The 25639-nt window shown below is 60.2% G+C and carries 23 protein-coding genes; 18 read left to right on the top strand and 5 right to left on the bottom strand.

Annotation, left to right across the window (positions count from 1 at the left end; translation table 11 throughout):
• Positions 1–91: 91 nt before the first annotated feature.
• Positions 92–1000 (top strand): YicC/YloC family endoribonuclease, encoded by a 909-nt coding sequence (locus BM062_RS04820; protein ID WP_254784925.1) that lies wholly within the window; start codon positions 92–94, stop codon positions 998–1000.
• Between the two features lie 168 nt (positions 1001–1168).
• Here the strand turns inward: BM062_RS04820 and BM062_RS04825 are convergent, their stop codons facing one another.
• Together BM062_RS04825 and BM062_RS04830 are read right to left on the bottom strand one after the other, a co-directional pair.
• A complete protein-coding gene (locus BM062_RS04825; protein WP_092393992.1) occupies positions 1169–2479 on the bottom strand; it encodes a homoserine dehydrogenase in 1311 nt (436 codons plus the stop codon).
• A gap of 91 nt (positions 2480–2570) precedes the next feature.
• Complete coding sequence (locus BM062_RS04830) at positions 2571–3800, bottom strand: pyridoxal phosphate-dependent aminotransferase (protein WP_092393995.1); 1230 nt, start codon at positions 3798–3800, stop codon at positions 2571–2573.
• A gap of 383 nt (positions 3801–4183) precedes the next feature.
• Between BM062_RS04830 and BM062_RS04835 the strand changes: the two genes are divergently transcribed.
• The 11 genes from BM062_RS04835 to BM062_RS04885 all read left to right on the top strand — a co-directional run bounded on the left by BM062_RS04835 (position 4184) and on the right by BM062_RS04885 (position 15327).
• Positions 4184–4582 carry an Mth938-like domain-containing protein gene (locus tag BM062_RS04835; RefSeq protein WP_092393998.1) on the top strand — a complete coding sequence of 133 codons (399 nt, stop codon included), beginning with the start codon at positions 4184–4186 and terminating at the stop codon, positions 4580–4582.
• Entirely contained in the window at positions 4575–6326 is a 1752-nt protein-coding gene (locus BM062_RS04840; RefSeq protein ID WP_092394001.1) for a glycosyltransferase family 39 protein, read from the top strand. Before BM062_RS04835 ends, BM062_RS04840 begins: the two co-directional genes overlap by 8 nt.
• A 14-nt stretch (positions 6327–6340) precedes the next feature.
• The gene (locus tag BM062_RS04845; RefSeq protein WP_092394004.1) at positions 6341–6712 is read left to right on the top strand and encodes an EamA family transporter; all 372 of its coding nucleotides are present in this window, start codon (positions 6341–6343) and stop codon (positions 6710–6712) included.
• Between the two features lie 50 nt (positions 6713–6762).
• A complete protein-coding gene (locus tag BM062_RS04850) occupies positions 6763–7899 on the top strand; it encodes a DegT/DnrJ/EryC1/StrS family aminotransferase (RefSeq protein WP_092394007.1) in 1137 nt (378 codons plus the stop codon).
• A gap of 16 nt (positions 7900–7915) precedes the next feature.
• Complete coding sequence (locus tag BM062_RS04855) at positions 7916–8872, top strand: glycosyltransferase (RefSeq protein ID WP_092394331.1); 957 nt, start codon at positions 7916–7918, stop codon at positions 8870–8872.
• Positions 8869–9777, top strand: a complete 909-nt coding sequence (locus tag BM062_RS04860) for a formyltransferase (RefSeq protein WP_092394010.1) — start codon at positions 8869–8871, stop codon at positions 9775–9777. Before BM062_RS04855 ends, BM062_RS04860 begins: the two co-directional genes overlap by 4 nt.
• A gap of 124 nt (positions 9778–9901) precedes the next feature.
• Complete coding sequence (locus BM062_RS04865) at positions 9902–10957, top strand: bifunctional UDP-4-keto-pentose/UDP-xylose synthase (protein ID WP_092394013.1); 1056 nt, start codon at positions 9902–9904, stop codon at positions 10955–10957.
• 96 nt (positions 10958–11053) lie between these two features.
• The gene (locus BM062_RS04870) at positions 11054–12001 is read left to right on the top strand and encodes a polysaccharide deacetylase family protein (protein ID WP_092394015.1); all 948 of its coding nucleotides are present in this window, start codon (positions 11054–11056) and stop codon (positions 11999–12001) included.
• Between the two features lie 66 nt (positions 12002–12067).
• Positions 12068–12538, top strand: a complete 471-nt coding sequence (locus BM062_RS04875) for a peroxiredoxin (protein ID WP_092394018.1) — start codon at positions 12068–12070, stop codon at positions 12536–12538.
• 219 nt (positions 12539–12757) lie between these two features.
• Positions 12758–14440: a PhoH family protein gene (locus BM062_RS04880; protein ID WP_092394021.1), complete on the top strand. Its 1683-nt coding sequence runs from the start codon at positions 12758–12760 to the stop codon at positions 14438–14440.
• 146 nt (positions 14441–14586) lie between these two features.
• Positions 14587–15327, top strand: coding sequence for a metallophosphoesterase family protein (locus tag BM062_RS04885; RefSeq protein WP_092394024.1), 741 nt, complete (start codon positions 14587–14589; stop codon positions 15325–15327).
• 57 nt (positions 15328–15384) lie between these two features.
• On the opposite strand, the gene BM062_RS04890 is transcribed toward BM062_RS04885, so the two are convergent.
• The 3 genes from BM062_RS04890 to BM062_RS04900 all read right to left on the bottom strand — a co-directional run bounded on the left by BM062_RS04890 (position 15385) and on the right by BM062_RS04900 (position 18295).
• Positions 15385–16251: an ABC transporter permease gene (locus BM062_RS04890; RefSeq protein ID WP_092394027.1), complete on the bottom strand. Its 867-nt coding sequence runs from the start codon at positions 16249–16251 to the stop codon at positions 15385–15387.
• Between the two features lie 78 nt (positions 16252–16329).
• Positions 16330–17178 carry an ABC transporter ATP-binding protein gene (locus tag BM062_RS04895; RefSeq protein ID WP_254784927.1) on the bottom strand — a complete coding sequence of 283 codons (849 nt, stop codon included), beginning with the start codon at positions 17176–17178 and terminating at the stop codon, positions 16330–16332.
• A gap of 100 nt (positions 17179–17278) precedes the next feature.
• Positions 17279–18295, bottom strand: a complete 1017-nt coding sequence (locus BM062_RS04900) for an ABC transporter substrate-binding protein (RefSeq protein ID WP_092394030.1) — start codon at positions 18293–18295, stop codon at positions 17279–17281.
• Between the two features lie 169 nt (positions 18296–18464).
• Between BM062_RS04900 and BM062_RS04905 the strand changes: the two genes are divergently transcribed.
• From BM062_RS04905 to BM062_RS04930, 6 genes are all read left to right on the top strand, one after another.
• Complete coding sequence (locus BM062_RS04905) at positions 18465–19139, top strand: response regulator transcription factor (RefSeq protein ID WP_092394033.1); 675 nt, start codon at positions 18465–18467, stop codon at positions 19137–19139.
• Positions 19136–20545, top strand: coding sequence for a sensor histidine kinase (locus tag BM062_RS04910; protein ID WP_092394036.1), 1410 nt, complete (start codon positions 19136–19138; stop codon positions 20543–20545). The genes BM062_RS04905 and BM062_RS04910 overlap by 4 nt, the downstream gene beginning before the upstream one ends.
• Before the next feature lie 94 nt (positions 20546–20639).
• On the top strand, positions 20640–21113 hold the full coding sequence (locus BM062_RS04915) for a MarR family winged helix-turn-helix transcriptional regulator (protein ID WP_092394038.1): 474 nt from the start codon (positions 20640–20642) through the stop codon (positions 21111–21113).
• Positions 21114–21216: 103 nt separating this feature from the next.
• Positions 21217–22734 (top strand): efflux transporter outer membrane subunit, encoded by a 1518-nt coding sequence (locus BM062_RS04920; RefSeq protein ID WP_254784928.1) that lies wholly within the window; start codon positions 21217–21219, stop codon positions 22732–22734.
• Positions 22735–22774: 40 nt separating this feature from the next.
• Positions 22775–23983: an HlyD/EmrA/EmrK family protein gene (locus tag BM062_RS04925; RefSeq protein ID WP_092394044.1), complete on the top strand. Its 1209-nt coding sequence runs from the start codon at positions 22775–22777 to the stop codon at positions 23981–23983.
• A gap of 72 nt (positions 23984–24055) precedes the next feature.
• Positions 24056–25633 carry a DHA2 family efflux MFS transporter permease subunit gene (locus BM062_RS04930; protein ID WP_305763963.1) on the top strand — a complete coding sequence of 526 codons (1578 nt, stop codon included), beginning with the start codon at positions 24056–24058 and terminating at the stop codon, positions 25631–25633.
• The last annotated feature ends 6 nt before the right edge of the window (positions 25634–25639 follow it).

Here is a 25639-nt window from a genome sequence, read left to right on the forward strand (position 1 = left end):
TCAATGCTTAGTCAATGGTGTAAGGATTGTCTTGATAAATCGCTGAATTGTAAAGAAAAACCCTTGCAAACCAGAAACAAAGGACAGCATTTTGACTATCTGTAGCATGACAGGTTACGCCGTCAACAATCGCGAGACGGCAGCGGGCACGATTACCATCGAAATCAAGAGCGTCAATTCGCGCTTCCTCGACTTGCAATTTCGCATCAACGACGATCTGCGCTCGCTCGAACCGGCGCTGCGCGAGGCTATCATCGGCCGCGTTGCGCGCGGCAAGGTTGAATGCCGTCTGAGTTTCGGGCGCAAGACCGCGTCCGGCGCATCGCAGGCGCTGAACACCGCGCTGCTGGCCTCCCTGGCAGACCTGCAAAGCGCCGTGCGCCAGCAATTCATCGAAGCGGCGCCGCTCACCGTCAACGAACTGCTGCGCTGGCCGGGCGTGATCGAGGAAGCGGTGATCAGCCAGGACACGCTGCAAGCCGACATCCAGGCCGCCATGGGCGCCACGCTGGAAGCGTTTGTCGATTCGCGCGCCCGCGAAGGCGCTGCGCTGCAGGCCACCCTGATTTCCCGCATCGACGCCATGGAAGCCATCGTGCAAAGGATCACGCCGCTGGTGCCGCAGGTAGTGGCGCAGTTCCAGCAAAAAGCCATAGAGCGCATGCAGGAAGCGCTCGGCCTGGCGCAACAGGACGCCGGCAACTCCAGCCTGTCGCGCGAAGAAGCGCTGGACCGAATCCGCCAGGAAGTCACGCTGTACGGCATCCGCATCGATATCGCGGAAGAGCTGTCCAGGCTGGCGGCGCACCTGAGCGAAACCCGCCATATCCTGAAAAAAGGCGGCCAGGTCGGCAAGCGCCTCGATTTCATGATGCAGGAACTCAATCGCGAAGCCAACACCGTTGGTTCAAAGGCAGCGATCAAGGAACTCGCCGACGCCTCCATGGAACTGAAGCTGCTCATCGACCAGATGCGCGAGCAGGTGCAGAACCTCGAATGACAGCTGGGTCGCCAGCGCCCGGTCCTGCAGGCGGCGGCAATTACCATTAATACAAAATCTGCCGCCCCGCCCTGCGGCAGATGAAAAAAAACGCAGCAGATTATTCATCTGCTGCGTTTTTTTACGTTGACGCTGGAAGCGCCAATCATCTTCCATCAAGACAGGCGCTTAACCCAATTCTTCCAGGCGGATCTTGGTGACGCTGCCGACCACGGTCGCCAAGGCTTCGATCTTGGCAATCGCCGCTTCGACATTCTTTTCCTGGGTCTGGTGCGTCAGCATGATGATGTCGGTGCGGGTCTCGCCTGCCGCCGGTTCTTTCTGCAGCATGGCGTCGATCGAAATCGACGAATCGGCCAGGATCCGCGTGACGTCGGCCAGCACGCCCGGCTGGTCGGCCACATGCATGCGCAGGTAATAGCTGGTGGTGATTTCCGTCATCGGCAGGATCGGCGTGTCGGCCATGGCGTTCGGCTGGAACGCCAGGTGCGGCACGCGATGCTCGGGATCGGCCGTCGCCAGGCGCGTGATGTCGACCAGGTCGGCGATCACGGCCGAAGCGGTAGGCTCGGCGCCGGCGCCCTTGCCGTAATACAGCGTATCGCCAACCGCATCGCCGCGCACCAGCACCGCATTCATGGCGCCTTCGACATTGGCGATCAGGCGCTTGCTCGGGATCAGGGTCGGATGCACGCGCAGCTCGATGCCGCCGGCGGTGCGCTTGGTGATGCCAAGCAGCTTGATGCGGTAGCCGAGCTGCTCGGCATAGCGGATATCGGTCGCCTGCAGCTTGGTGATGCCTTCCACATGCGCCTTGCTGAACTGCACCGGGATGCCGAATGCGATCGAAGCCATGATGGTCAGCTTGTGTGCGGCGTCCACGCCCTCGATATCGAAAGTCGGATCGGCTTCGGCGTAACCCAGGCGCTGCGCTTCTTTCAGCACGACGTCAAAATCGAGGCCCTTGTCGCGCATTTCGGACAGGATGAAGTTGGTGGTGCCGTTGATGATGCCGGCGATCCATTGGATGCTATTGGCGGTCAAACCTTCGCGCAAGGCTTTGATGATAGGAATGCCGCCGGCCACCGCCGCTTCAAACGCGACGATCACGCCCTTTTCCTGGGCCGCCTTGAAAATTTCATCGCCATGCGTTGCGATCAGCGCCTTGTTGGCGGTCACCACATGCTTGCCGTTGGCAATCGCCTGCAGCACCAGGTCCTTGGCGATGCCGTAGCCGCCGATCAGCTCGATGACGATATCGATATCGGGATTGTTGACCACCAGCCTGGCGTCGTTGACCACGGCCACTTCGCCATTGGTCAGCTGCCTGGCGCGTTCGACATCGAGATCGGCCACCATCGTAATTTCGATAGCTCTCCCTGCGCGCGCTGCAATCTCTCGCTGGTTGCGCTTCAATACGTTGAACGTGCCGGAACCGACCGTACCTATGCCAAGCAAACCTACCTTGATGGATTTCATGATCTCTGCTGTCTGTAAAAAAATCTGCTGATGCCGGGCCGGCTGCCAAGCCAGTCCGGCGGGTTCAATAAAAATTCTGCCTCAAGCCGCGTCAAGCCTTGCCGTGGCGCCGGCGATAACCTTCGAGGAAGCTGGCGATGCGCCCCATGGAATCGGCCAGGTCGTCGGTGTTCGGCAGGAACACCACGCGGAAATGGTCTGGCGTCGGGCAGTTGAAGCCGGTTCCCTGGACAATCAGCACGCGCTGCTCGGCCAGCAATTCGTAGGCGAAATCCTGGTCGTCGCTGATCGGGTACATCTTCGGATCGAGGCGCGGGAACATGTATAGCGCAGCCTTCGGCTTGACGCAGGTGACGCCCGGGATATCGGTCAGCAATTTATACGCCATGTCGCGCTGGCGCGTCAGGCGGCCGCCCGGCCCGACCAGGTCGTTGATGCTCTGGTAGCCGCCCAGCGCGGTCTGGATCGCATACTGGCCAGGCGCGTTGGCGCACAGGCGCATCGACGCCAGCATGTTCAAGCCCTCGATATAGCCTTTGGCATGTTTTTTCTCGCCCGACACCACCATCCAGCCGGCGCGGTAGCCGCAGGAACGATAGTTTTTCGACAAACCGTTGAATGTGATGAACAGCACGTCGTCGGCCAGCGCCGCCAGCGAAGTATGGGTCTCGCCGTCGTACAGCACCTTGTCGTAGATCTCGTCGGCAAAAATGATCAGCTGGTGCTGGCGCGCCAGGTCGACGATCTGCTGCAGCAGCTCCACCGGGTACAGGGCGCCGGTCGGATTGTTCGGGTTGATGACGACGATCGCGCGGGTATTGCTGTTGATTTTCTTCTTGATGTCTTCGATATCCGGGAACCAGCCGGCCTGCTCGTCGCAGATGTAATGGCGCGGGGTGCCGCCGGACAGGCTGACCGCCGCGGTCCAGAGCGGATAGTCGGGCGCCGGCACCAGGACTTCGTCACCGGTGTTGAGCAAGGCGTTCATGCTCATCACGATCAGTTCCGAGGCGCCGTTGCCCAGGTAGATATCGTCGATCGTGACGCCCTGGATCTTTTTTTGCTGGCAATAATGCATCACCGACTTGCGCGGTGCGAACATGCCCTTGGAATCGGTATAGCCGGAAGCGTTGCCCATGTTGAGGATCATGTCCTGCACGATTTCATCGGGCGGCTCGAAACCGAACACGGCCAGGTTGCCGATGTTCAGCTTGATGATCTTGTGACCCTCTTCTTCCATTTGCCGCGCTTTTTCCAGCACGGGGCCGCGGATGTCGTAACAGACATCGTCCAGTTTTTTCGATTTTTGAATCGGTCGCACAGCGCAATCCCTTGTATTTTACGCAACATTATCCAGCATTAAAAAGCTGTCTGGAAAATTGGGTTATGGTCACACACGGGTCAGTGCGCCGCACAAATGCTTGCGACAACCCCTTGTGAGGGCGCGCCAGGGCTCGACACCCCCGCATTTCACGACTTTTCAGACAGCTTTTCGGCAGTGCACAATTCACCGCCCGAACCACCCATTCTGCCGAAAGCGTGAGGTTTTATCAATCAATACCGCAAGTTCCTGGACGGAAAACGCTACAATGCAGCACTTTATTTTCCATTTTCCGGGAATTTGCACATCGTCTGCGGTCTATCCTTTGGTTCAGCTAAGTATTCGTGGATAGGATCAACCCCTCAACGTGTAAAGATAATGCAATGAAGCTACATACCACCCCGACCCAACAGTACCAGACAGTCACGGCCTACGACGACAAGGGCGTGGAAATCAACGCCGTCCGCTATGAACATAGCCTGCTGGTGCTGCCGGAAGCTGCGCCGGTGCCATGGCCGGTGAGCGGCTTCGACGCCCTCCATGCCGAACATTTCGCGCATATAGACAGCACCCGGCCCGATGTCGTGATCCTCGGCACCGGCGCGCGCCAGCGCTTTGTCCATCCGAAGCTGACCAGCGTGCTGACCGCGCGCCGCATCGGCGTCGAATGCATGGATAACAAGGCCGCCTGCCGCACCTACAACATCCTGATGGCCGAGGGACGCAAAGTCGCCCTGGCCCTGATTTTCAATACCGACGAGGAAACCGCCCAAGATGCGTGAACTGCATAAATCAAAAACTTTCGCCTGGCTGTTGTTCCTGCTGTTCTGCATCATCTGGTTTTACATGCTCGGCGCGCGCACGCTGGTGCCCACCGATGAAGGCCGCTACGCCGAAATGGCGCGCGAAATGGTCGCCACCGGCGACTGGATCACCCTGCGCCTGAACGGCCTCAAGTACTTCGAGAAACCCCCGCTGCAAACCTGGATGAACGCCCTCACCTTCGAGCTGTTCGGCCTGGGCGAATGGCAAGCGCGCTTGTGGACCGGCTTGTGCGGTTTGCTGGGCGTGGTATTGGTTGCGTTCACCGGCACCCGCATGTTCTCGGCCCGCATCGGCTTCTACGCAGCGCTGGTGCTCGGCTCCAGCTTCCTGTGGGCCGGCCTCGGCCACATCAATACGCTGGACATGGGCTTGTCCGGCATGATGACGATTTCCCTGTGCGCCCTGCTGCTGGCGCAGCGCAGCGACATCAGCCATGGCGAGCAGCGCAACTGGATGCTGCTGTGCTGGGCAGGCATGGCGCTGGCGGTATTGTCGAAGGGCTTGATCGGGCTGGTCTTGCCCGGCGCGGTGCTGATCCTGTATACGCTGTTCTCGCGCGACTGGTCGATCTGGAAACGCCTGCACCTGGTATTGGGCCTGATCCTGTTCTTCCTTATCACCACGCCATGGTTTGTCCTGATCTCGCTGAAGAATCCCGAATTCCCGCAATTCTTCTTCATCCACGAGCAATTCCAGCGCTTCACCAGCAAGATCCACAACCGCTACGGCCCGCCTTATTACTTCGTTCCCATCCTGCTATTGGGTATCGTGCCTTGGCTGGGCGTCCTGTTCCAGAGCCTGTGGAACGGTGCGCGCGAACAGAATGCGGCGTCAGGCTTCCAGCCGAAAAAGATGCTGCTGATCTGGAGCGTGTTCATTTTCGCGTTCTTCAGCATTTCCGATTCCAAGCTGCCGTCGTACATCCTGCCGATCTTCCCGGCGCTGGCGCTGCTGATCGCCTGCCACCTGGATAACGCCAGCAACAAGTCGGTGCAGGCTTCGGCGCTGTTGCTGCTGGCGCCGGCCGTGATCGGCCTGGTCCTGTCGCACAAGATCCCGAACCTGGCCAAGGATGCTTACAGCCTGCCCTTGATGCAAGCCCACGTGCCTTGGGTGTTCGCCGCATCGGCGGTCGGTTTCGCGGGCGCCGTCGCTGCCCTGCTGCTGGTGCGCCGGCAGCGCGAATGGGCCATCGTCGCCCTAGCCGCCAGCGGCTTCATCGGCGGCCAGCTGCTGATGTACGGCCACGATCCGCAAGGACGCTACTCGGCCGGGATTGACCTGGTGCCGGCCATCAATGCCGAAATGACGCCGCAAACCACGCTGTACGTGGTCGGCAAATACGAGCAGGCGCTGCCGTTCTACCTGCGCCGCACCATGACCATGGTGCAGCACATGGATGAGCTGGAATTCGGCATCGGCCAGCAGCCGCAGCTATGGATTCCGACCATCGATGCATTTGTCGTCAAATGGACGGCCGATCACGCTGCCGGCAAGAAGGACATTGCCATCATCCGCCCGGAAAACTATCGCGAACTGGAACAGCGCGGCGTGCCGATGCGGGTCATCGGCCAGGATCCGCGCCGGGTAGTGGTGACCAACCAGGGAATTGCTGCCGCCGCGCCCGCGGCGCCAGCCGCTGCTGCGAGCGAGGCGGCACCGGCTGCTTCGGCTGCGGCATCCACAGCAACTGCACCGTAACCCGCCGCATATATATGAACATCACCACTTTTGCCTTCATCCTCGGCGGCGTCTGCCTTAACGCCGTCGCGCAGCTGCTGCTGAAAGCCGGCACCAATGCAGTCGGCGTGATCCACCTGACGCCGCAGAACTGGCTTGCCACCGGCATCAAGCTGGCGACCCAGCTGCCGATCCTGGGCGGCCTGGCTTGTTATGTCATCTCGGTAGGGGTCTGGATCATCGGCTTGTCGCGGGTCGACGTCACGATTGCCTATCCGATGCTGTCGATGGGCTATATCATCAGCGCCGTCGGCGCCTGGTACTTCCTGGGAGAAGCGGTTTCGATGCAGCGCCTGCTGGCAATCGGCATCATCATCGTCGGCGTGGTATTGCTGACACGCAGCTAGTCAATGCATCGCGACTTTCCGTCAAACTTACATCGGATATCAAAACCAATATGAGCCAACAACCTTTCCTGCCGTTTGCCAAACCCACCATCGACGAAGCCACGATCGCAGCGGTCGGCGACGTCTTGCGCTCCGGCTGGATTACCAGCGGCCCCAAGGTGCAGGCATTCGAAGCGCAATTGTCGGAGTATTTCGGCGGCCGGCCGGTGCGCACGTTCAATTCCGGCACCTGCACCATGGAAATCGCCTTGCGCATCGCCGGCATCGGCGCCGGCGATGAAGTCATCACCACGCCGATTTCCTGGGTCGCCACCGCCAACGTGATCATCGAAACCGGCGCCACGCCGGTGTTCGCCGACATCGATCCGGTCACCCGCAATATCGACCTGGCCCAGGTCGAAGCCGCCATCACGCCGCGCACCAAGGCCATCATCCCGGTCTACCTGTCGGGCCTGCCGGTCGACATGGACCGCCTCTACGCGCTGGCTAAAAAACATGGCTTGCGCGTGGTGGAAGACGCCGCCCAAGCCTTGGGCTCGACCTGGAACGGCCAGCGCATCGGCTCTTTCGGAGATTTTGCCTCGTTCAGCTTCCAGGCCAACAAGAACATCACTTCGTCGGAAGGCGGCTGCCTGGTGCTGAACAATGCCGAGGAAGCGCGCCTGGCGGAAAAATACCGCCTGCAAGGCGTAACCCGCAGCGGCTTCGACGGCCTCGATGTCGACGTCCTCGGCGGCAAATTCAACATGACCGACGTCGCCGCCGCCATCGGCCTCGGCCAGTTTGCCCATATCGAAGCGATCACCGCCCACCGGCGCGAACTGGCACAGCATTATTTTGCCTGCTTCGGCAGCGATTTCGAGGCGAAACACGGCGCCCAGCTGCCGGTCGCCGACTTCGCCAACAGCAACTGGCACATGTTCCAGCTGGTGCTGCCGGAACGCCAGGACGGCAAACCGGCGCGTGCTGCCTTCATGGAACAGATGCAGGAACGCGGCATCGGCATCGGCTATCACTACCCTGCGATCCACCTGCTCAGCATGTATCGCGCACGCGGCTTCAAGGAAGGCATGTTCCCGGTCGCCGAAAAGGTCGGGCGCCTGATCGTCTCGCTGCCGATGTTCAATGCCATGACGAAGAACGATGTCGAACGTGCAGTGTCCGCGGTAAAATCCGTGCTTCAATAAATTGAACGATCGCTTGATGAAACCAGAACTTTCCGTCGTCATCCCGGTATACAACGAGGAATCGGGCCTTCCCAAACTGTTCGAGCGCCTCTATCCGGCGCTCGACGCACTCGGCATCAGCTATGAAATCCTGTACGTCAACGACGGCAGCCGCGACAAGTCGGCGGCCGTCCTGGCGGAACAGTTCCGCTTGCGTCCCGACGTTACCCGCGTAGTCCTGTTCAACGGCAATTTCGGCCAGCACATGGCGATACTGGCCGGCTTTGAAGCGACCCGCGGCGATATCGTCGTCACGCTCGACGCCGACCTGCAGAACCCGCCGGAAGAAATCGGCAACCTGGTCGCCAAGATGCGCGAGGGCTACGACTACGTCGGCTCGATCCGCCGCAAGCGCCAGGATTCGGCCTGGCGCACGATCGCCTCCAAGGCCATGAACCTGCTGCGCGAAAGGATCACCGGCATCAGGATGACCGACCAGGGCAACATGCTGCGCGCCTATGGCCGCAACGTGGTCGACCTGATCAACCAGTGCCAGGAGGTCAACACCTTCGTACCGGCGCTGGCATATACGTTTGCCCGCAAAGAGACTGAAATCGTGGTCGAGCATGAAGAACGCTCGGCCGGCGAATCGAAGTACTCTCTGTATAGCCTGATCCGCCTGAATTTCGACCTGGTGACCGGCTTTTCGATCATGCCTTTGCAGCTGTTCTCGCTGATAGGCATCGTGCTTTCCTTTGCTTCCGCGGCGCTGTTCTTCATCCTGGTCGCGCGCCGTTTCCTGTTCGGCGCTGAAGTACAGGGTGTGTTCACCCTGTTCGCGTTTGCCTTCTTCCTGATGGGCATGATCCTGTTCGGCATCGGCCTGGTCGGCGAATACGTCGGCCGGATCTACCAGCAAGTGCGGGCGCGGCCGCGGTATGTAGTGCAAGCCATGCTGGAACAGTCGTCGACGGACGACAAGCAGGCGTCATGAAAGCCGTCGTCTTTGCCTATCACAACGTTGGCGTACGCTGCCTGAAAGTCTTGCTGGCGCGCGGCGTCGACATTGCTCTGGTGGTTACCCACGAAGACAATCCGCAGGAAACCATCTGGTTCGAATCGGTATCGTCGCTGTGCCGCCAGCATGGCATTGCCAGCATCGCTCCGAACGACCCCTCCGCGCCTGAGCTGCTGGCCCAGGTCGCGGCCCTGCAGCCGGATTTCATCTTCAGTTTCTATTACCGCCACATGCTGCCGGTCGCCCTGCTGGCGCTGGCAAGACACGGCGCTTACAACATGCACGGTTCGCTGCTGCCGAAATACCGCGGCCGGGTGCCGATCAACTGGGCGGTGCTGCACGGCGAAACCGAAACCGGCGCCACCCTGCACGAAATGGCGGCCAAGCCGGACGCCGGCGCCATCGTGGCGCAAACCTCGGTGCCCATCCTTCCCGACGATACCGCCTACGAAGTATTCGGCAAGGTCGTGGTTGCCGCCGAGCAGACGCTGTGGCGGGTGTTGCCGGCCATGCTGGCAGGCAACATTCCCCGGTTGCCGAACAACCTGGCGCAAGGCAGCTATTTCGGCGGACGCAAGCCTGAGGACGGCAAAATCGACTGGAACCGGCCGGCGCAAGAAGTCTACAACCTGTACCGCGCAGTGGCGCCGCCTTACCCTGGCGCCTGGACTATTGTCAAAGAGCGCACGTTTATCGTCGGAAAAGCCTGTTTATCGGCCAAACTGATGGAAAACCTGCCGGCAAATTTGCCTCGGGGCTTGGCGGTAGTGGATAATCGCATTGTTGGCGTCTGCGGCGATGGCCGCACGCTGTTGATTAACGAATTGCTGGCGGACGGCCAAACCGTGACGCCAGAAGCCTTAAAGAACATCCTTTTATAAAACCGGCTGCTTTCGCAGGCGGGGCGGTTGCGGTGTCAGTTTGTTTACCGCGCCCTGTCCGGCAAGAACTGCAGCGCTTGAAATTCCGTTTTGCGGAATGCCAATCCAACAACAATAGATCACTATGAAAAAAGTCCTCATCCTCGGCGTCAACGGTTTCATCGGCCACCACCTGTCCAAGCGGATCCTGGAAACCACCGACTGGCACGTCTACGGCATGGACATGATGACCGACCGCATCCGCGACCTGCTGGACAACGAAGCTTACAAGTCGCGCATGCACTTCTTCGAGGGCGACATCACCATCAACAAGGAATGGGTCGAATACCACGTCAAGAAATGCGACGTGATCCTGCCGCTGGTAGCGATCGCCACGCCATCAACTTACGTCAAGCAGCCGCTGCGCGTATTCGAACTGGACTTCGAAGCCAACCTGCCTATCGTGCGTTCCGCCGCCAAGTACGGCAAGCACCTGGTGTTCCCGTCGACTTCCGAAGTGTATGGCATGTGCCACGATGAAGAATTCGACCCGGAGCAATCCGAGCTGATCTGCGGCCCGATCAACAAGCCGCGCTGGATCTACTCTTGCGCCAAGCAACTGATGGACCGCGTGATCTGGGGCTACGGCATGGAAGAAGGCTTGAACTTCACCCTGTTCCGTCCGTTCAACTGGATCGGCGCCGGCCTCGACTCGATCCATACGCCGAAAGAAGGCAGCTCGCGCGTGGTGACCCAGTTCTTCGGCCATATCGTGCGCGGCGAGAATATCTCGCTGGTCGACGGCGGCCAGCAGAAACGTGCGTTCACCTACATCGACGACGGCATCGACGCGCTGATCAAGATCATCGCCAACAAGGACGGCGTCGCCAGCGGCAAGATCTACAACATCGGCAATCCGGTCAACAACTACTCGATCCGCGACCTGGCCGACATGATGCTCAAGCTGGCTGCGGAATATCCTGAGTACGCCGATTCGGCGAAGAAGGTCAAGCTGGTCGAGACCACTTCCGCCGCATACTACGGCAAGGGTTACCAGGACGTGCAGAACCGCGTGCCGAAGATCACCAACACCTGCGACGAACTGAGCTGGAAGCCGACCACCACCATGGCCGACACCCTGCGCAATATTTTTGATGCGTACCGCGGCCAGGTAGCCGAAGCACGCGCCTTGATGGATTAAGACCTACGTTGCCGCCCGCGCAAGCCACGACGCTGTTTCGTGTGTATCGTGTGTTTAGCGGGCGCTGTTTTTCCTATTACTGCCAGACCAGACAACTTGCCCCTCCTCACCTTAAAAATCGACGCCGACACCTATCGCGGCACCCGTGAAGGAGTACCGAACCTGGTGCGCCTGCTGAGCAAATACCAGGCCCGCGCCACTTTCCTGTTCTCGCTCGGGCACGACCATACCGGCTGGGCCTTGAAGCAAGTGTTCCGGCCCGGCTTCTTCCAGAAAGTATCGCGCACCTCGGTGGTCGAACATTACGGCCTCAAGACCTTGATGTACGGCGTGCTGCTGCCTGCGCCGGATATCGGCAAGACGTGCGCGAGCTACATGCAGGCAGTGCGCGACGCCGGCTTCGAATGCGGCGTCCACACCTGGGATCACCGCGTGTGGCAAGACCATGTGCGGCAGCGCGGCGCCGAGTGGACCGCCCTGCAGATGCAGCGCTCGTTCGACCGCTTCACCCATATTTTCGGCCAGGCGCCCAAGACCCACGGCGCCGCCGGCTGGCAAATGAATCCCCATGCCTTCGAGCAGCTGGAAAAATTCGGCATCGCTTATGCCTCCGATGGCCGCGCCATGCTGGCCGATGACGGCGCCCTGGCCGACCAGGCCGCCGGCCCGCATCGCCTGCAGGTCAACGGCAAGACACTGGCATGCATACAGCTGCCGACTACCCTGCCGACGCTGGATGAACTGCTGGGCAGGAGCTTCGGCGGCGTTGAACTGACGCCGGCGAATATCGCCGCCCATATCCTTGCCCTGACAGCCTCGCCGCGCGATCATGTATTTACTCTGCATGCAGAGCTTGAAGGGCAAAAACTCGCCCCCATATTCGAGCAGTTGCTGCAGGGTTGGAAGGCGCAGGGCTATGATCTGGTCGCGATGGAAGACTATCATCGACACGTCAAAGACCGGCAATTACCCACGGTCCCTCTTGCATGGGCGGAATTGCCGGGACGATCGGGCGAGATGATCATGCAGGCAAGCAGCAGCTGATCAGCGTGTACAGCAGGACCCTGATTGGCGACCGATTCATCATCATCTAATGAACAGGACAATACAGTGGCTGACCAACCCTCCATCATCAACATGACGGTGCCCGACTTCTCTGCAGCCATGACCGGCGGACAGACATTCAAGTTGTCGGACTATCATGGAAAAAACATAGTGTTGTATTTTTACCCCAAGGACAACACGCCTGGCTGCACCACCGAAGCCATGCAATTCCGTGACCTGTACCAGGAATTCGAACAGAAAAACACTTTGATATTTGGCGTCAGCCGCGACAGCATTCGCTCCCATGAAGGTTTCAAAGCCAAACTGGGGCTGCCTTTCGACCTGATCGCCGACCCCGATGAAACGCTGTGCGCCATGTTCAATGTCATGAAAATGAAAAACATGTACGGCAAGCAAGTACGCGGCATCGAGCGCAGCACGTTTGTGATTGACGGCGTCGGCACATTGGTGAAAGAATGGCGTGGAGTGAAGGTGCCATCGCATGTTGAAGAAGTATTGGAGTTTGTAAGTCATTGAATTCAAAAAAAATAATTTTGGAAGCCGTTTGCGGAAAAGGCCTGAGGGCCTTCCCAAACGGCTTTTTTACTTTTTAATTTGTGTTTTGTTAGCCAGGCCGCTTCACTCCTGATGTTTTTTAAATATATTTAAGTCGTACCCGCCGTAGCTTCACCCGTTTGGTCCGGTTCGTGTTATCACCAAAGCGAACACTTTTTTCATCTTTAAAGCGAGGTTCTGATGCCCTTACCAAAATTACCGACCAAACCCGCTGCTTTACTCTCCGTTCAAGATTACCCAAAAGCGGAAGCCGGCAAAGCCGTCAAACCACGTATCGCCGTCGTTGAACCGATTACCCGTAACAAGGAAGTTGCTCCGCAAGCCCGCAACAAACCAGTAGAAAACCGCAAGACCGACAAGGCCCCCGCAGAGAATTCGCGTGCCGTTGCCGACAAACCTTCAAAACCGGCCGACAGCCGGCCGAAATCGAGCACCAGCCGCGCCGCCGACAAATCCGGCACGACCAAGCTGTTTGTGCTGGACACCAACGTGCTGATGCATGATCCAACCTCCCTGTTCCGGTTTGAGGAACACGACATCTACCTGCCGATGGTGACGCTGGAGGAACTCGACAACCACAAGAAAGGCATGTCGGAAGTTGCGCGCAACGCACGCCAGGTGTCGCGCTCGCTGGATGCACTGGTAGGCGATATCGTCGACGACCAGATCGACCATGGCATTCCTTTGTCGAAGCTCGGCAACAAGGACGCCAAGGGCCGCCTGTTCTTCCAGACCAAGCTGCAGAACGCAGACTTGCCTGAAGGCCTGCCGGTAGGCAAGGCCGACAACCAGATCCTCGGCGTAGTGCGCGGCCTGGAAGCCGAAACCCCGGGCCGTCCGGTGGTGCTGGTGTCGAAAGACATCAACATGCGCATCAAGGCGCGGGCGATGGGCTTGCCGGCGGAAGATTATTTCAATGACCATGTGCTGGAAGACACCGACCTGCTGTACTCGGGCATCCAGCAATTGCCGGACGATTTCTGGATCAAGCACGGCAAGGGCATCGAATCCTGGCAAGAAAACAAGCATGGCACCGGCTATACCTACTATCGCCTGAGCGGACCATTGGTGCCGACGCTGCTGGTCAACCAGTTCGTTTTCATCGAACCGAAAAACGGCGAACCGGCGTTCTACGGACAAGTCACGCAGATCAACGGCAAGACGGCGGTACTGCAAACCTTGCGCGACTACGGCCACGCCAAGAACAGCGTATGGGGCATCACAGCGCGCAACCGCGAGCAGAATTTCGCGCTGAACCTGCTGATGAATCCCGACTGCGACTTCGTCACCCTGCTGGGCCAGGCCGGCACCGGCAAAACCCTGCTGGCGCTGGCCGCCGGCTTGGCGCAAGTGCTGGAAACCAAGACCTACAACGAAATCATCGTGACCCGCGTCACGGTGCCGGTCGGTGAGGATATCGGTTTCCTGCCGGGTACCGAAGAAGAGAAGATGGGGCCGTGGATGGGCGCCTTCGACGACAACCTGGAAGTGCTCAACAAGTCCGATTCGGATGCCGGCGAATGGGGTCGCGCCGCCACCCAGGACCTGATTCGCTCGCGCATCAAGATCAAGTCGCTCAACTTCATGCGCGGCCGCACCTTCGTCAACAAGTTCCTGATCATCGACGAAGCGCAAAACCTGACGCCGAAACAAATGAAAACCCTGGTCACCCGCGCCGGTCCGGGCACCAAGATCATCTGCCTCGGCAATATCGCCCAGATCGATACGCCGTACCTGACCGAAGGCTCGAGCGGCCTGACGTATGTAGTCGACCGTTTCAAGGGCTGGTCGCACAGCGGCCATGTGACGCTGGCGCGCGGCGAGCGCTCGCGCCTGGCCGACCATGCCAGCGACGTACTGTAACAAGATGGCCTGAACGGCGGCGCAGCGATGCGCTTGCCGGATGGCAGAACGGGTGCAATTCAATTCCGGTTGAATTGCACCCGTTTTATTTGATAATACAATTTGATGATGTGATATCCCGCCATCTTCCGTGAAGAAAGCCGCCAATGAAACTCGCTATCGTCTCCGACATTCATGCCAACATTTGGGCGCTGGAAGCCGTCCTCGCGGACATCAGCAAACAAGGAGCGGACCTGGTCGTCAACGCCGGCGACATCCTGTCCGGCCCCTTGGAGCCCTCGGCCACCGCGGACCTGCTGATGTCGCTGCAGCTGCCCACCATCCGCGGCAATCACGAACGCCAGCTGCTGGACTGCGACCAGCGCCCGGGACATCCCAGCGACCAGTTTGCCTTCGAGCACACGACACAGGCGCAACGCGACTGGATCAGGGGATTGCCTGCCACCCTCGCCATTTCGGACGAGATCTTCATGTGCCATGGCACGCCGGCCAGCGACCTGGTGTATTTCCTCGAACAGGTCGACCAGCAAGGCTGCCGCCTGGCCGAAGCAGCGGACATCGAGGCCCATGCGGCCGGCATCAGCCACAGCCTGATCATTTGCGGCCATACGCACAAGCCGCGCGCCCATGCGATCTCCGGCGGACGCCTGGTGGTCAACCCCGGCAGCGTCGGCCTGCAGGCTTATGACGACGACCAGCCCTACTTCCACGCTATCGAAAACGGCAGCCCGCACGCCCGTTACGCGATCTGCGAAAAAACCGCCCACGGCTGGGATGTCAGCCACATCAACATCAGCTACGACCATCACAAGGCTGCCGCGGCGGCGCTGAAGAACGGCCGGGCCGACTGGGCGACGTGGCTGTCGACGGGAAGAATCCGGGCATAAAAAAACGGCGCATTTTTCAATGCGCCGCAACCTTAAGTCACTAATCTTCAGTTAAAACTAGAATGCCACAGGACGCCATTTAAGCAAACGTTTTTCCAGCGTTGTCAGCAAATAATCCGCCGCCAGGGCCACCACAGCCAGCACGATCATCGCCGCAAACACGCCGCTGGCGTTGAAAGCGCCCTGCGCGGTCGAGATCAGCAAGCCGATGCCTTGCTTGGAGCCTAGGAACTCCCCGACCACGGCGCCTACCAGGGCAAAGCCGAAACTGACGTGCAGGCTGGCCAGGATCCAGCTCAGCGCGGAAGGGATCACCACCGACATCGTTACCTGGCGCGGCGAAGCGCCAAGGATCTGGGCATTGGCAATCATGTAACGGTCCGCTTCGCGCACTCCTTGGAATGCATTGCCGAACACCACAAAGAACACCATCACCACCGCCAGCGCAACCTTGGAAGCCATGCCCAGGCCCAGCGCAATCACGAAAATCGAGCCCAGCACTACCCGTGGAATCGAATTGGCAACCTGGATGTAGATGCTGAAAACATCCGACAGCAATTTATTACGGCCCAGCAGGATGCCGCAGATCACGCCGGCGACCGAGCCGATCAGGAAACCGAGCACCGTCTCTTCCAGCGTCACCAGCACCTGGGTCCAGAGCGGGCCTTGCGAGGTGCCTTCCACGATCCAGTCATAGATCTGCACCACGATCAGCGACGGCTGCGAAAAGAAGAACGGATCTATCCACTGCAGCCTGGCAGCCAGCTCCCAGCCGCCCAGGGTCAGCACCAGGATGGCGACGCGCAGCGATATCACCAGCCAGTAGCGTTGCTTGATTTTTCGTTGCGCCTCTTGTTCGACAGTGGCCAGGCTGGCCGCGCTAAGTTTGTCGATTGTTTGTGCTTGATTCCGTACTTGACTCATATAATGCCTTTTTCCTTTCGCTTATGCGACATCCATATCTGCATAAGCGACGGTATGTAAATGGATGACAGCCTGTAATCAGCTGATGTGCACTTCTTCGCGCAGGTCGGCCCAGATCTTGCGCGAGATATCGATGAAGCGCTGTTCATAACGCACTTCCGACATCACACGCGGCCGCGGCAAGTCGATTTCATACACGCTCTTCAAGGTGGCCGGACGCGCGGTCAGCACGTAGACCTTGTCCGCCAGCGCAATCGCTTCTTCCAGGTCATGCGTGACGAACACCACCGAACCGGCTTGCGACGACCACAGCTGCAGCAACTCGTCTTGCATCAGGGTGCGGGTTTGCATGTCGAGCGCGCTGAACGGTTCATCCATCAACAGGATCTCGGGGCTGTTGATGAATGTCTGCGCCAGCGCAACGCGTTTGCGCATGCCGCCGGACAGTTGGTGCGGGTAATGGTTGGCGAATTTATCGAGGCCGACGCGGCGTATCCACTCTTCCGCCAAGGCATACGCGGCATCTTTCGGCTTGCCGCGGAACAGCGGTCCGGCCGCCACGTTGTCGATCACGCTGCGCCAAGGAAATACCGCATCGTTCTGGAATACGAAACCGATGCGCGGGTCGATGCCGCTGACCGGCTCGCCCATGATGCGCACCTCGCCCACGGTCGGCTTGAGCAGGCCGGTAATCATGCTCAGCGTGGTCGATTTGCCGCAGCCGGTCGGTCCCACAACGGCCACGAATTCACCGCGCGCCACGCTCATGCTGAAATCGCGCAAGGCCACGGTGGCCTTGCCGTCAGGAGAGATGAAGCGGCACGAAACGTTGCGCAGTTCGATGGCGGGCGTGTCCCTTAAAACCTGGGGCGCCGGCGAAGCTGCCGCAGGCGTGGCCGGTTGCGAGGCATGTGCTGCTTGAGTCATTTGAAATTCCTTTGCTATACAGGCCGAAGCAATTCGCTGGGCGCGGGTCTCCCCGCCCGGAAGCTGCGCTTCCGGCCTGCCGGATGGTTATGCTTCGGCCTTACTTGGCCTGGCTGACAAACTCGTTGGTATAGGTCTTGGCAAGGTCGATATGCTTGCCCTTGACGTTAGGATTGAAACCCGACAGCACCTGCAGCACGGTTTCCGGGCCGCCTGGCGGCATCTTGCCGTCGGCCGAAAACATCGGCAGGGAATTTTGCAGGGCCTGCACATACATCGGCTTGTTATTGCCGTAGTAATCCTTCGGCATCTTGTCGGCGATTTCGGCAGCGCTATGGGTGTTGATGAATTTCAGCGTCTTGACGAAAGCATGCGCCAGCTTGGCCGCTTCGGCCTTGTGCGCCTTCAGCCATGGGCCCTGGACGTACAGGCTGGACGCCGGATACAAACCGCCCAGCGCCTTGACCGTGCCTTCGACGGTGCGCATGTCGACCAGCACCGAAGCCTCGCCGGTCTTCAGCAGCTGCGACACGGTCGGTTCGGTGGTCATGCCGGCGTCGATGCGGCCTTGCTTGATGGCGACGATGAACGTATTGTCGGCGCCCACCGGCAACACCGAATACTGGCTGGAAGTGATGCCGGCCTTGGCCGCCAGGTATTGCGTCAGGAAATTGGTCGACGAGCCGAGGCCGGTCACGCCCAGCGTTTTGCCTTTGACGTCAGCCATGCTCTTGATGGTGGCGGCAGCCTTGGTCGACACCATTTCGACTTCACCCGGGACCTGGCCGAAAATCGTGATTGCAGTGACTTCCTTGCCCTTGCTTTGCAAATCGATGGAGTGGTCGTAGAAGCCGACCACCGCTTGCACTGCCCCGGCCAGCAATTCATTTTCCGCATCCACGCCAGCCGGCTGCGATTGCAGCTCAACGTCCAGGCCTTCTTCCTTGAAGTAACCGAGCTGCTCGGTCAGCTTGGCCGGCAGGTAGATCATCTTGGTGATGCCGCCGACCATGATGGTGATCTTTCCTGAATCGGCCGCCATGGCCTGGCTGGCGCCAAGCACGCCGCTGCCAAGCAGCACAGCGGAAAGCAGGGAACCGCGGATGAGGGTATGCATTGAGTTGTCTCCGTTTGTTTTTTTGGGATAATGACCGGATCCGCAGGACAGCATGCCATTGTTCCAGTCTTGGGCGTATTCTAGGATGCGCTAACTTTCATCCAGCTTTCCAAAACCGCCTTATTTAACTTGCAGTGCAACATAAAGCGCCACATAAGCAACCACATCCATGAAACTACTCCTGATCGAAGACAATCCGCCGCTGGCGTTATGGCTCAGCAAGATTTTGAAGGAAGACAAATTCACCATCGACCTCGCCAGCGACGGCGAAGCCGCCGACCGCCTGCTGCAAAGCGAAAGCTACGACGTGGTGCTGCTCGACCTGCAGCTGCCGAAGATGAACGGCAAGAGCGTCTTGCGCCGGCTGCGCGAACGGCATAACAATGTGCCGGTCATGATCCTTACCGCCAGCGGCTCGGTCGACGAGAAAGTCGATTGCCTCGGCGCCGGCGCCGACGACTACCTGGTCAAGCCGTTCGAGGTGCGCGAGCTGGTCGCGCGGATCAAGGCCCTGATCCGCCGCCAGACGCCCGACAAGGCGGCCGAGATGCATTGCGCCGACCTGCGCTACGACAGCAACACCCGGCAGTTCTCGATTGCCGGCCAACTGCTGGCGCTGCCCGGCCGGGAACACGATGTGCTCGAAATCCTGATGCTGAAGCAAGGCAAGACCGTCTCCAAGACCGCCTTGATGGACGGCGTATTCGGCCTCGACGACGAACCCAGCGCCGACGCCATCGAAATCTACATCCACCGGCTGCGCAAGAAACTGGAACACTGCCAGGCCGCCATCATGACTTTGCGCGGACTCGGTTACCTGCTCAAACAGAAAGACGCCAATTGATCATCAGCCTGCGCCTGCGTTTGCTGTTATGGCTGCTGATTCCGCTGGCGGTGTTTGTCGCCATCAGCGCTACGCTTTCCTATCGCAGCGCGCGCCAGACCGCAGACCTGATCCAGGACCATGCGCTGCTGGCGTCGGCGCAAGTGATCGCCGGCGAGATCCATTGGCTGGACGGCGTACCGCATGCCAGCATCCCGCCGGCGGCGCTGGAGCTGCTGGTCTCGCCCAGGCAGGACCAGGTCTACTACCAGGTCATCACCGATAACGACAGCTTGCTGGCAGGCCGTCCCGATTTCCCGCAAGCGCTGCGTTTTCCTCTAAGCACGCCGGCGTTCAGCACCATCGACTACCACGGCCAGGTACTGCGCGTGGTGAGCCAGGTGCGCACCCTGTACAACGCTGGCCAGCTGCGCAAGATCGCGGTACTGGTTGGCCAGACCACCGGCGCCCGCGACCAGATGGCGGCTGACCTGTGGCGCCCTGCCCTGCATCGCCAGATCGCCATGCTGCTGCTGGCCGCGGCATTGGTGGTGATCGGCCTGAGCATGGAATTGCGGCCGCTGATGCATCTGAAAAACCAGCTGGCCGCGCGCGATGCGACCTCGCTGTCGCCGATCAAGGCCGGCCAGCTGCAGCTGGAGCTGAGGCCGATCGTCGAAGCCATCAACCAGACCATCCAGCGCCTCAACACGCAGGTGTCGGCGCAAAAGCGTTTTATCGCCGATGCCGCCCACCAGTTGCGCACCCCGCTCACCCTGCTCGATTCGCAAATCCAGTTCGCGCACCGCCTGAGCGATGAAAGCCGGCGCGCCGAAGTGCTGCAGGTACTGCAGGCGATGCAGGAGAGCAGCCGCAACATGACCGAACTGACCAACAAGCTGTTGCTGCTGTCGCAGGCGGAAGCCTCCAACACCACGGCCTTCCTGCGCCAGCCGGTAGACCTGCTGGCGGTGTCGGCCACGGTGCTGGAAGAAATCGTCGACCTGGCGCAGCGCAAGAATATCGACCTCGGGCTGGAGACAGCAATCGAGCATGCGTGGGTGATGGGGAACGAGGCGTTGTTCAGCGCCATGATGATGAACCTGGTCGACAACGCTATCCGCTACACCCCGGTGGACGGCAAGGTAACAGTAGCCATCGCGGCGGGCGACGGACAGGTCGAGATCCGCGTCAGCGACAACGGTCCGGGCATCCCGGCCGAAGTGCGCGACCGCGTGTTTGAACGCTTCTTCCGCAACGCGGCTCCGGGGCAGGACGGCACCGGCCTCGGCCTTGCCATCGTCAAGGAAATCGTGATCGCGGCGCAAGGCACGGTGACGCTAGGCATCGGCGAGCAGCAGCGCGGCCTGACGGTGTTGCTGCAACTGCCCGCCTGTGCCACGCCAGGACCTGAACAACAATTCTAAAGTGTCGTCAGCAAGAAACTTTATTTTGCAGTATATTCTTGCCTAGGCAATGAATATTGAAGCAACAAGTCAAGCAAAACAAGTTGAGAAAATCGTGAGCAACCCACCCCCATTGTTCACTCTGGATACTTACCAGATTGAAGAAAGCATAGGCTACCTGCTGGCGCGTTCGCGCGCCATGCTGGTCAAGAGCTCCGATGAATCTCTGATGCAGTACGGGATCACCCATGCACAAGGCGCCATCCTCCTGATGTTGTCAACAGGAAAGTATTCGACGGCCGCCGACCTGGCCCGCGAGACGTATACCGACGCAGCATCCACCAAGCGCATGATCGACCGCCTGGTGGCGCGAGACCTGATCAAGCGCGAGCCCTGCGCAAATGACAGGCGGCTGATGAAACTGCACCTGACGGCAAGCGGCGTGGAGTTGTCGAAACTGGTGCCGCAGGCGTTTTGCGGCGTGCTGAACAAGCATTTTTCGGCGTTCAGCGCGGAAGAGATCGGCTTTTTGAAATCGATGCTCAGGCGGCTGCTGGCAAGCAATGCGCCGCCAGAGAAAACACATTGACTATGCAAGATTAATTTATTCAATATTACTTTTAAACAAGCAGCAGTTCCCGATAGTCTTTCTATTCGTGACCGCTAAACCAATCCGTCAAATCAACGCCGACATGAACTCTCATCCATCTTCAGCCCGACGCAGCCTGCCGAAACTCGGCACCCAGCGCCTTGTGATCAGCGCCGCCGTACTATTGCTGGCGGCATGCGCCAACTTCAGCGGTATCCACAGCACCGCCAGCACCAACAACCCGGACGACTACGCCTCCTCCGCTTCCCTGCCGGGACAAGGCGGTTTATGGCCGGCCAGCTCCTGGGTAAACGCGATCGGCGGCAGCCAGCTGCAGCAACTGGTGGATGAAGCGCTGGCGGGCAATCCCAACCTGCAGGCCGCCGCTGCCCGCATCGGCGCCGCACGCGCCATGGTCGAGGCAGCCGGCGCCACCAGCAAGCCGCAAGTCAGCGCCAGCCTGTCGGCCACCCGCGAACGGTTTTCCGAGAACAGCATTTATCCGCCGCCGTTCGGCGGCATGTATGTGACGGATTATGAAACCGCGCTGAATTTCTCCTACGACCTGGATTTCTGGGGCAAGCACAGTGCACAGCTGCGCTCAGCCATTTCGCAAAGCAAGGCCGCGGAAGCTGAGCACTATGCGGCGCGCCTGGCGCTGACCGCCGGCATCTCGAAAGCCTGGCTGCAGCTGGGACGCCAGTACGCGCAACTGGACCTGACCAACCAGCAGCTGGTGCTGCGCGACAAGCTCGACAAGCTGACCCAGCAGCGCTTCGCCGCCGGCCTTGACACCCAAAGCGACAACCAGCAAAGCCGCCAGCAGGTAGCCGGCTTGCGCGCCGAGCAGGCGCAATGGCAGGAAGCGATCGCGCTGACCCGCAACCAGATCGCCGCGCTGATGGGCCAGGGTCCTGACCGCGGCCTGAAAATCGCGCCTCCGGCATTGCCGGCGGACGCCGCCATCGCCCTGCCCGACCAGCTGCCGCTTGGCCTGCTTGGACGCCGCCCGGACGTGGTCGCCGCCCGCTGGCAGGTGGAAGCTGCACAGAGCGACATCAAGGTTGCCAAGACCGAGTTCTACCCGGATATCAACCTGTCGGCCATGGCCGGCTTTTCCAGCCTCAGCTTTTCGCAATTCCTGAACCACAGCAGCAAGGTGGTCGGCATCGGCCCCGCGATCCACCTGCCGATCTTTGAAGGCGGCGCATTGCGCGCCCAGCTCAAGGGCCGGGTCGCCGCTTATGACGGCGCCGTGGCGACTTACAACCAGGCCCTGAACGATGCGTTCCATGAAGTGGCCGACAGCGTGCAATCGCTGCAGGCGGCTGAAACCCAGGGCAAGAACCAGCAGGCTGCGGTAGATGCCGCCGAGCGCGGCATGAAACTGGCTGAACAGCGGCAGCAGGTGGGCACCGCCAACATGCTGCAGGTGGTAAGCACCCAGATTTCCTGGCTGGCGCAACGCAAGCTTGAGCTCGATACGCGCGCCCGCAGGGCGGACCTGCGCGTCAACCTGATCAAGTCGCTGGGCGGCGGCTTTGACGCCGCGGCCGAGGGACTCAATCCGGCCGAAGCAAGCACAGGCACTGCCAGCCCGCAAGCAAACGCAGCTAACTGATCCATAAAATAAACCGTTCACTTATTGCGAAACCCGCATCATGACCACACCAAATCAAACTCCAGAAAATCCGTCCCCAGCTGCTCCGGCCCCGGCCGCCAATGGCAACGGCAAACGCCGCAGCCTGCTGATCGGCGTCACCATCGCCCTCATCATCGTCCTGCTTGCCTATGGCATCTGGTGGTTCATCTATGCCCGTCACTACGAAAACACCGACGACGCGTATGTCGGCGGCAACGTGGTGCAAGTCACGCCGCAGGTAGGCGGCACGGTATTGGCGATCAATACCGACGATACCGAACTGGTGCAAGCCGGCAAACCGCTGGTGGAGCTGGACAAGGCCGACGCCAAGGTAGCGCTGGACCAGGCGGAAGCCCAGCTGGCGCAAACCGTGCGCCAGGTGCGCACGCTGTTCGTCAACAACAACGCCCTGGTTTCCAACGTTACCGCCCGTACGTCTGAGCTGGACCGTGCCCGCGCCGACCTGGCGCGCCGCCAGCAGCTGATCAGCACCGGCGCAGTATCCAAGGAAGAACTGGATCACGCCAAGGTCGCGGTGCAAGGAGCGGAAGCTGCATTGCAGGCTGCGCGCGAACAGCTGGCGTCGAACCGCGTGTTGACCGACCACACCTCGGTTGAACAGCATCCGAATGTGCAAAACGCTGCCGCCCAGGTGCGCAATGCCTATATCAACCTGGCCCGCACCACCTTGCTGGCGCCGACCACAGGCTACGTCGCCAAGCGCTCGGTGCAGGTCGGCCAGCGCGTCGCCGCCGGCACACCGCTGCTGTCGATCGTGCCGCTGAACGCACTGTGGGTTGACGCCAATTTCAAGGAAGTGCAGATCAACAACATGCGCATCGGCCAGCCGGTGTCCTTGAAATCGGACCTGTACGGGTCGAAGATCGAATACCACGGCAAGGTGGTCGGCCTGGCAGCCGGCACCGGCTCTGCTTTCGCGCTGCTGCCGGCACAAAACGCCAGCGGCAACTGGATCAAGATCGTGCAGCGGATCCCGGTGCGGATTTCCCTCGACCCCAAGGATCTTGAAAGCCATCCGCTGCGCATCGGCGTATCGATGGACGCCACTGTCGACATCGCCCAGACCGAAGGCACCTCGCTGACCGCAGGCACCGCGCGCACGACGCCGGCTTACACCACCGACGTCTTCGACAAGAGCGGCCAGGAAGCCGATGCACGCATCGCCAGCATCATCGCCGCCAATAACAATGCAGCTGCTGCACACTAAGCTGCTGCCTGCCCTGCCGGATGCCGCCGTCGCGGCGGCCTCCGGCGCGCGAACCCTTACCGGAATGCCTTCATGAGTTCCCCAAAACCGGCGCTGCCCGCGCGGCCGCCATCGCAACCACTGCCGCCGCTGGCCGGCGGCAAGCTTGTCATGGGCACGGTAGCGTTATCGCTAGCCGTGTTCATGAACGTGCTCGATTCTTCCATCGCCAACGTTTCCATCCCGGCCATTTCGGGCGACCTGGGCGTATCGCCGCAGCAAGGCACCTGGGTCATCACTTCGTTTGCCGTCGCCAACGCCATCTCGGTGCCGCTGACCGGCTGGCTGACCCAGCGCTTCGGCCAGGTGCGCCTGTTTGTCACATCGATCATCCTGTTCGTGCTGTCGTCGATATTGTGCGGCCTGGCTCCCAGCATGGAAGTGCTGATTGCCGCGCGGGTGCTGCAAGGCGCGGTGGCAGGACCGATGATTCCCTTGTCGCAGTCGCTGCTGCTCTCCAGTTACCCGCCCGCCAAGAGCGGCATGGCCCTGGCCTTCTGGGGCATGACGACACTGGTGGCGCCGGTCATGGGGCCGCTGCTGGGCGGCTGGATTTCGGACAACTACACCTGGCCGTGGATTTTCTACATCAACATTCCGGTCGGCGTATTTGCCGCCTGGGCCACCTGGTCGATCTATCACAAGCGCGAGTCGGCAGTCTATAAACTGCCGATCGATAAAATCGGCCTCGGCCTGCTGGTGATCTGGGTCGGTTCGCTGCAGATCATGCTGGACAAGGGCAAGGAGCTCGACTGGTTCAATTCCTCGACCATCGTGATATTGGGTGCGATCGCACTGGTTGCCTTTATTTATTTCGTGATCTGGGAACTGGGCGACGACCATCCGGTGGTCGACCTTACCTTGTTCAAAGGCCGCAACTTCAGCGGCGGCGTGATCGCGATTTCGGTCGGCTACGGCCTGATGTTCGGCGGCCTGGTGATCCTGCCGCTGTGGCTGCAGACCACGCTGGGGTATACGGCGACGCTGGCGGGCGAAGTGATGGCGCCGGTGGGGATCTTTGCCATCATCCTGTCGCCGTTCATCGGGAAAATATTGCCGAAGGTGGATGCCCGCTGGGTTGCCAGCACGGCCTTCCTGATCTTTGCGCTAGTGTTTTTCCTGCGTTCGCAGTTCACTGAAAACGTCGACACCTTCACGCTGATGATTCCTACCGTGATCCAGGGTGCGGCGATGGCGATGTTCTTCATTCCGCTGACCTCGATCATCCTGTCCGGCCAGCCGCCGGAAAAGATGCCGTCGGCGGCCGGCCTGTCCAATTTCGTGCGGATCATGTTCGGCGGCATGGGCACATCGATCACCAGCACCTTCTGGGATCGCCGCACATCGCTGCACCATTCGCAGCTGACCGAATTCAGCGGCCCGCACAGCCCGGCATTCAACGAAGCGGTTCATAACCTGACCGCCCAGGGCATGTCGGAACCTGCGGCCTGGGCCACTATCGAGCGCCTGATTACGGTGAAAGCCGCAACCCAGGGCGCCACCGATATTTTCTGGATCTCGGCGGTCCTGTTCCTGATGCTGATCGCGCTGGTGTGGCTGACCAAGCCTTCCCGCTCCAGCGTGCCGGCTGATGCGGGCGGCGCCCACTAAAGGACC

The organism is Collimonas sp. OK412, assembly GCF_900112135.1.
GTDB lineage: Bacteria > Pseudomonadota > Gammaproteobacteria > Burkholderiales > Burkholderiaceae_D > Collimonas > Collimonas rhizosphaerae.

Excerpts from the sequence above, each read along its gene's own strand:
- BM062_RS04825 (WP_092393992.1), bottom strand. The coding sequence starts at position 2,479 with ATGAAATCCATCAAGGTAGGTTTGCTTGGCATAGGTACGGTCGGTTCC.
- BM062_RS04835 (WP_092393998.1), top strand. The coding sequence starts at position 4,184 with ATGAAGCTACATACCACCCCGACCCAACAGTACCAGACAGTCACGGCC.
- BM062_RS04840 (WP_092394001.1), top strand. The coding sequence starts at position 4,575 with ATGCGTGAACTGCATAAATCAAAAACTTTCGCCTGGCTGTTGTTCCTG.
- BM062_RS04845 (WP_092394004.1), top strand. The coding sequence starts at position 6,341 with ATGAACATCACCACTTTTGCCTTCATCCTCGGCGGCGTCTGCCTTAAC.
- BM062_RS04850 (WP_092394007.1), top strand. The coding sequence starts at position 6,763 with ATGAGCCAACAACCTTTCCTGCCGTTTGCCAAACCCACCATCGACGAA.
- BM062_RS04855 (WP_092394331.1), top strand. The coding sequence starts at position 7,916 with ATGAAACCAGAACTTTCCGTCGTCATCCCGGTATACAACGAGGAATCG.
- BM062_RS04860 (WP_092394010.1), top strand. The coding sequence starts at position 8,869 with ATGAAAGCCGTCGTCTTTGCCTATCACAACGTTGGCGTACGCTGCCTG.
- BM062_RS04865 (WP_092394013.1), top strand. The coding sequence starts at position 9,902 with ATGAAAAAAGTCCTCATCCTCGGCGTCAACGGTTTCATCGGCCACCAC.
- BM062_RS04880 (WP_092394021.1), top strand. The coding sequence starts at position 12,758 with ATGCCCTTACCAAAATTACCGACCAAACCCGCTGCTTTACTCTCCGTT.
- BM062_RS04885 (WP_092394024.1), top strand. The coding sequence starts at position 14,587 with ATGAAACTCGCTATCGTCTCCGACATTCATGCCAACATTTGGGCGCTG.
- BM062_RS04890 (WP_092394027.1), bottom strand. The coding sequence starts at position 16,251 with ATGAGTCAAGTACGGAATCAAGCACAAACAATCGACAAACTTAGCGCG.
- BM062_RS04895 (WP_254784927.1), bottom strand. The coding sequence starts at position 17,178 with ATGACTCAAGCAGCACATGCCTCGCAACCGGCCACGCCTGCGGCAGCT.
- BM062_RS04900 (WP_092394030.1), bottom strand. The coding sequence starts at position 18,295 with ATGCATACCCTCATCCGCGGTTCCCTGCTTTCCGCTGTGCTGCTTGGC.
- BM062_RS04905 (WP_092394033.1), top strand. The coding sequence starts at position 18,465 with ATGAAACTACTCCTGATCGAAGACAATCCGCCGCTGGCGTTATGGCTC.
- BM062_RS04920 (WP_254784928.1), top strand. The coding sequence starts at position 21,217 with ATGAACTCTCATCCATCTTCAGCCCGACGCAGCCTGCCGAAACTCGGC.
- BM062_RS04925 (WP_092394044.1), top strand. The coding sequence starts at position 22,775 with ATGACCACACCAAATCAAACTCCAGAAAATCCGTCCCCAGCTGCTCCG.
- BM062_RS04930 (WP_305763963.1), top strand. The coding sequence starts at position 24,056 with ATGAGTTCCCCAAAACCGGCGCTGCCCGCGCGGCCGCCATCGCAACCA.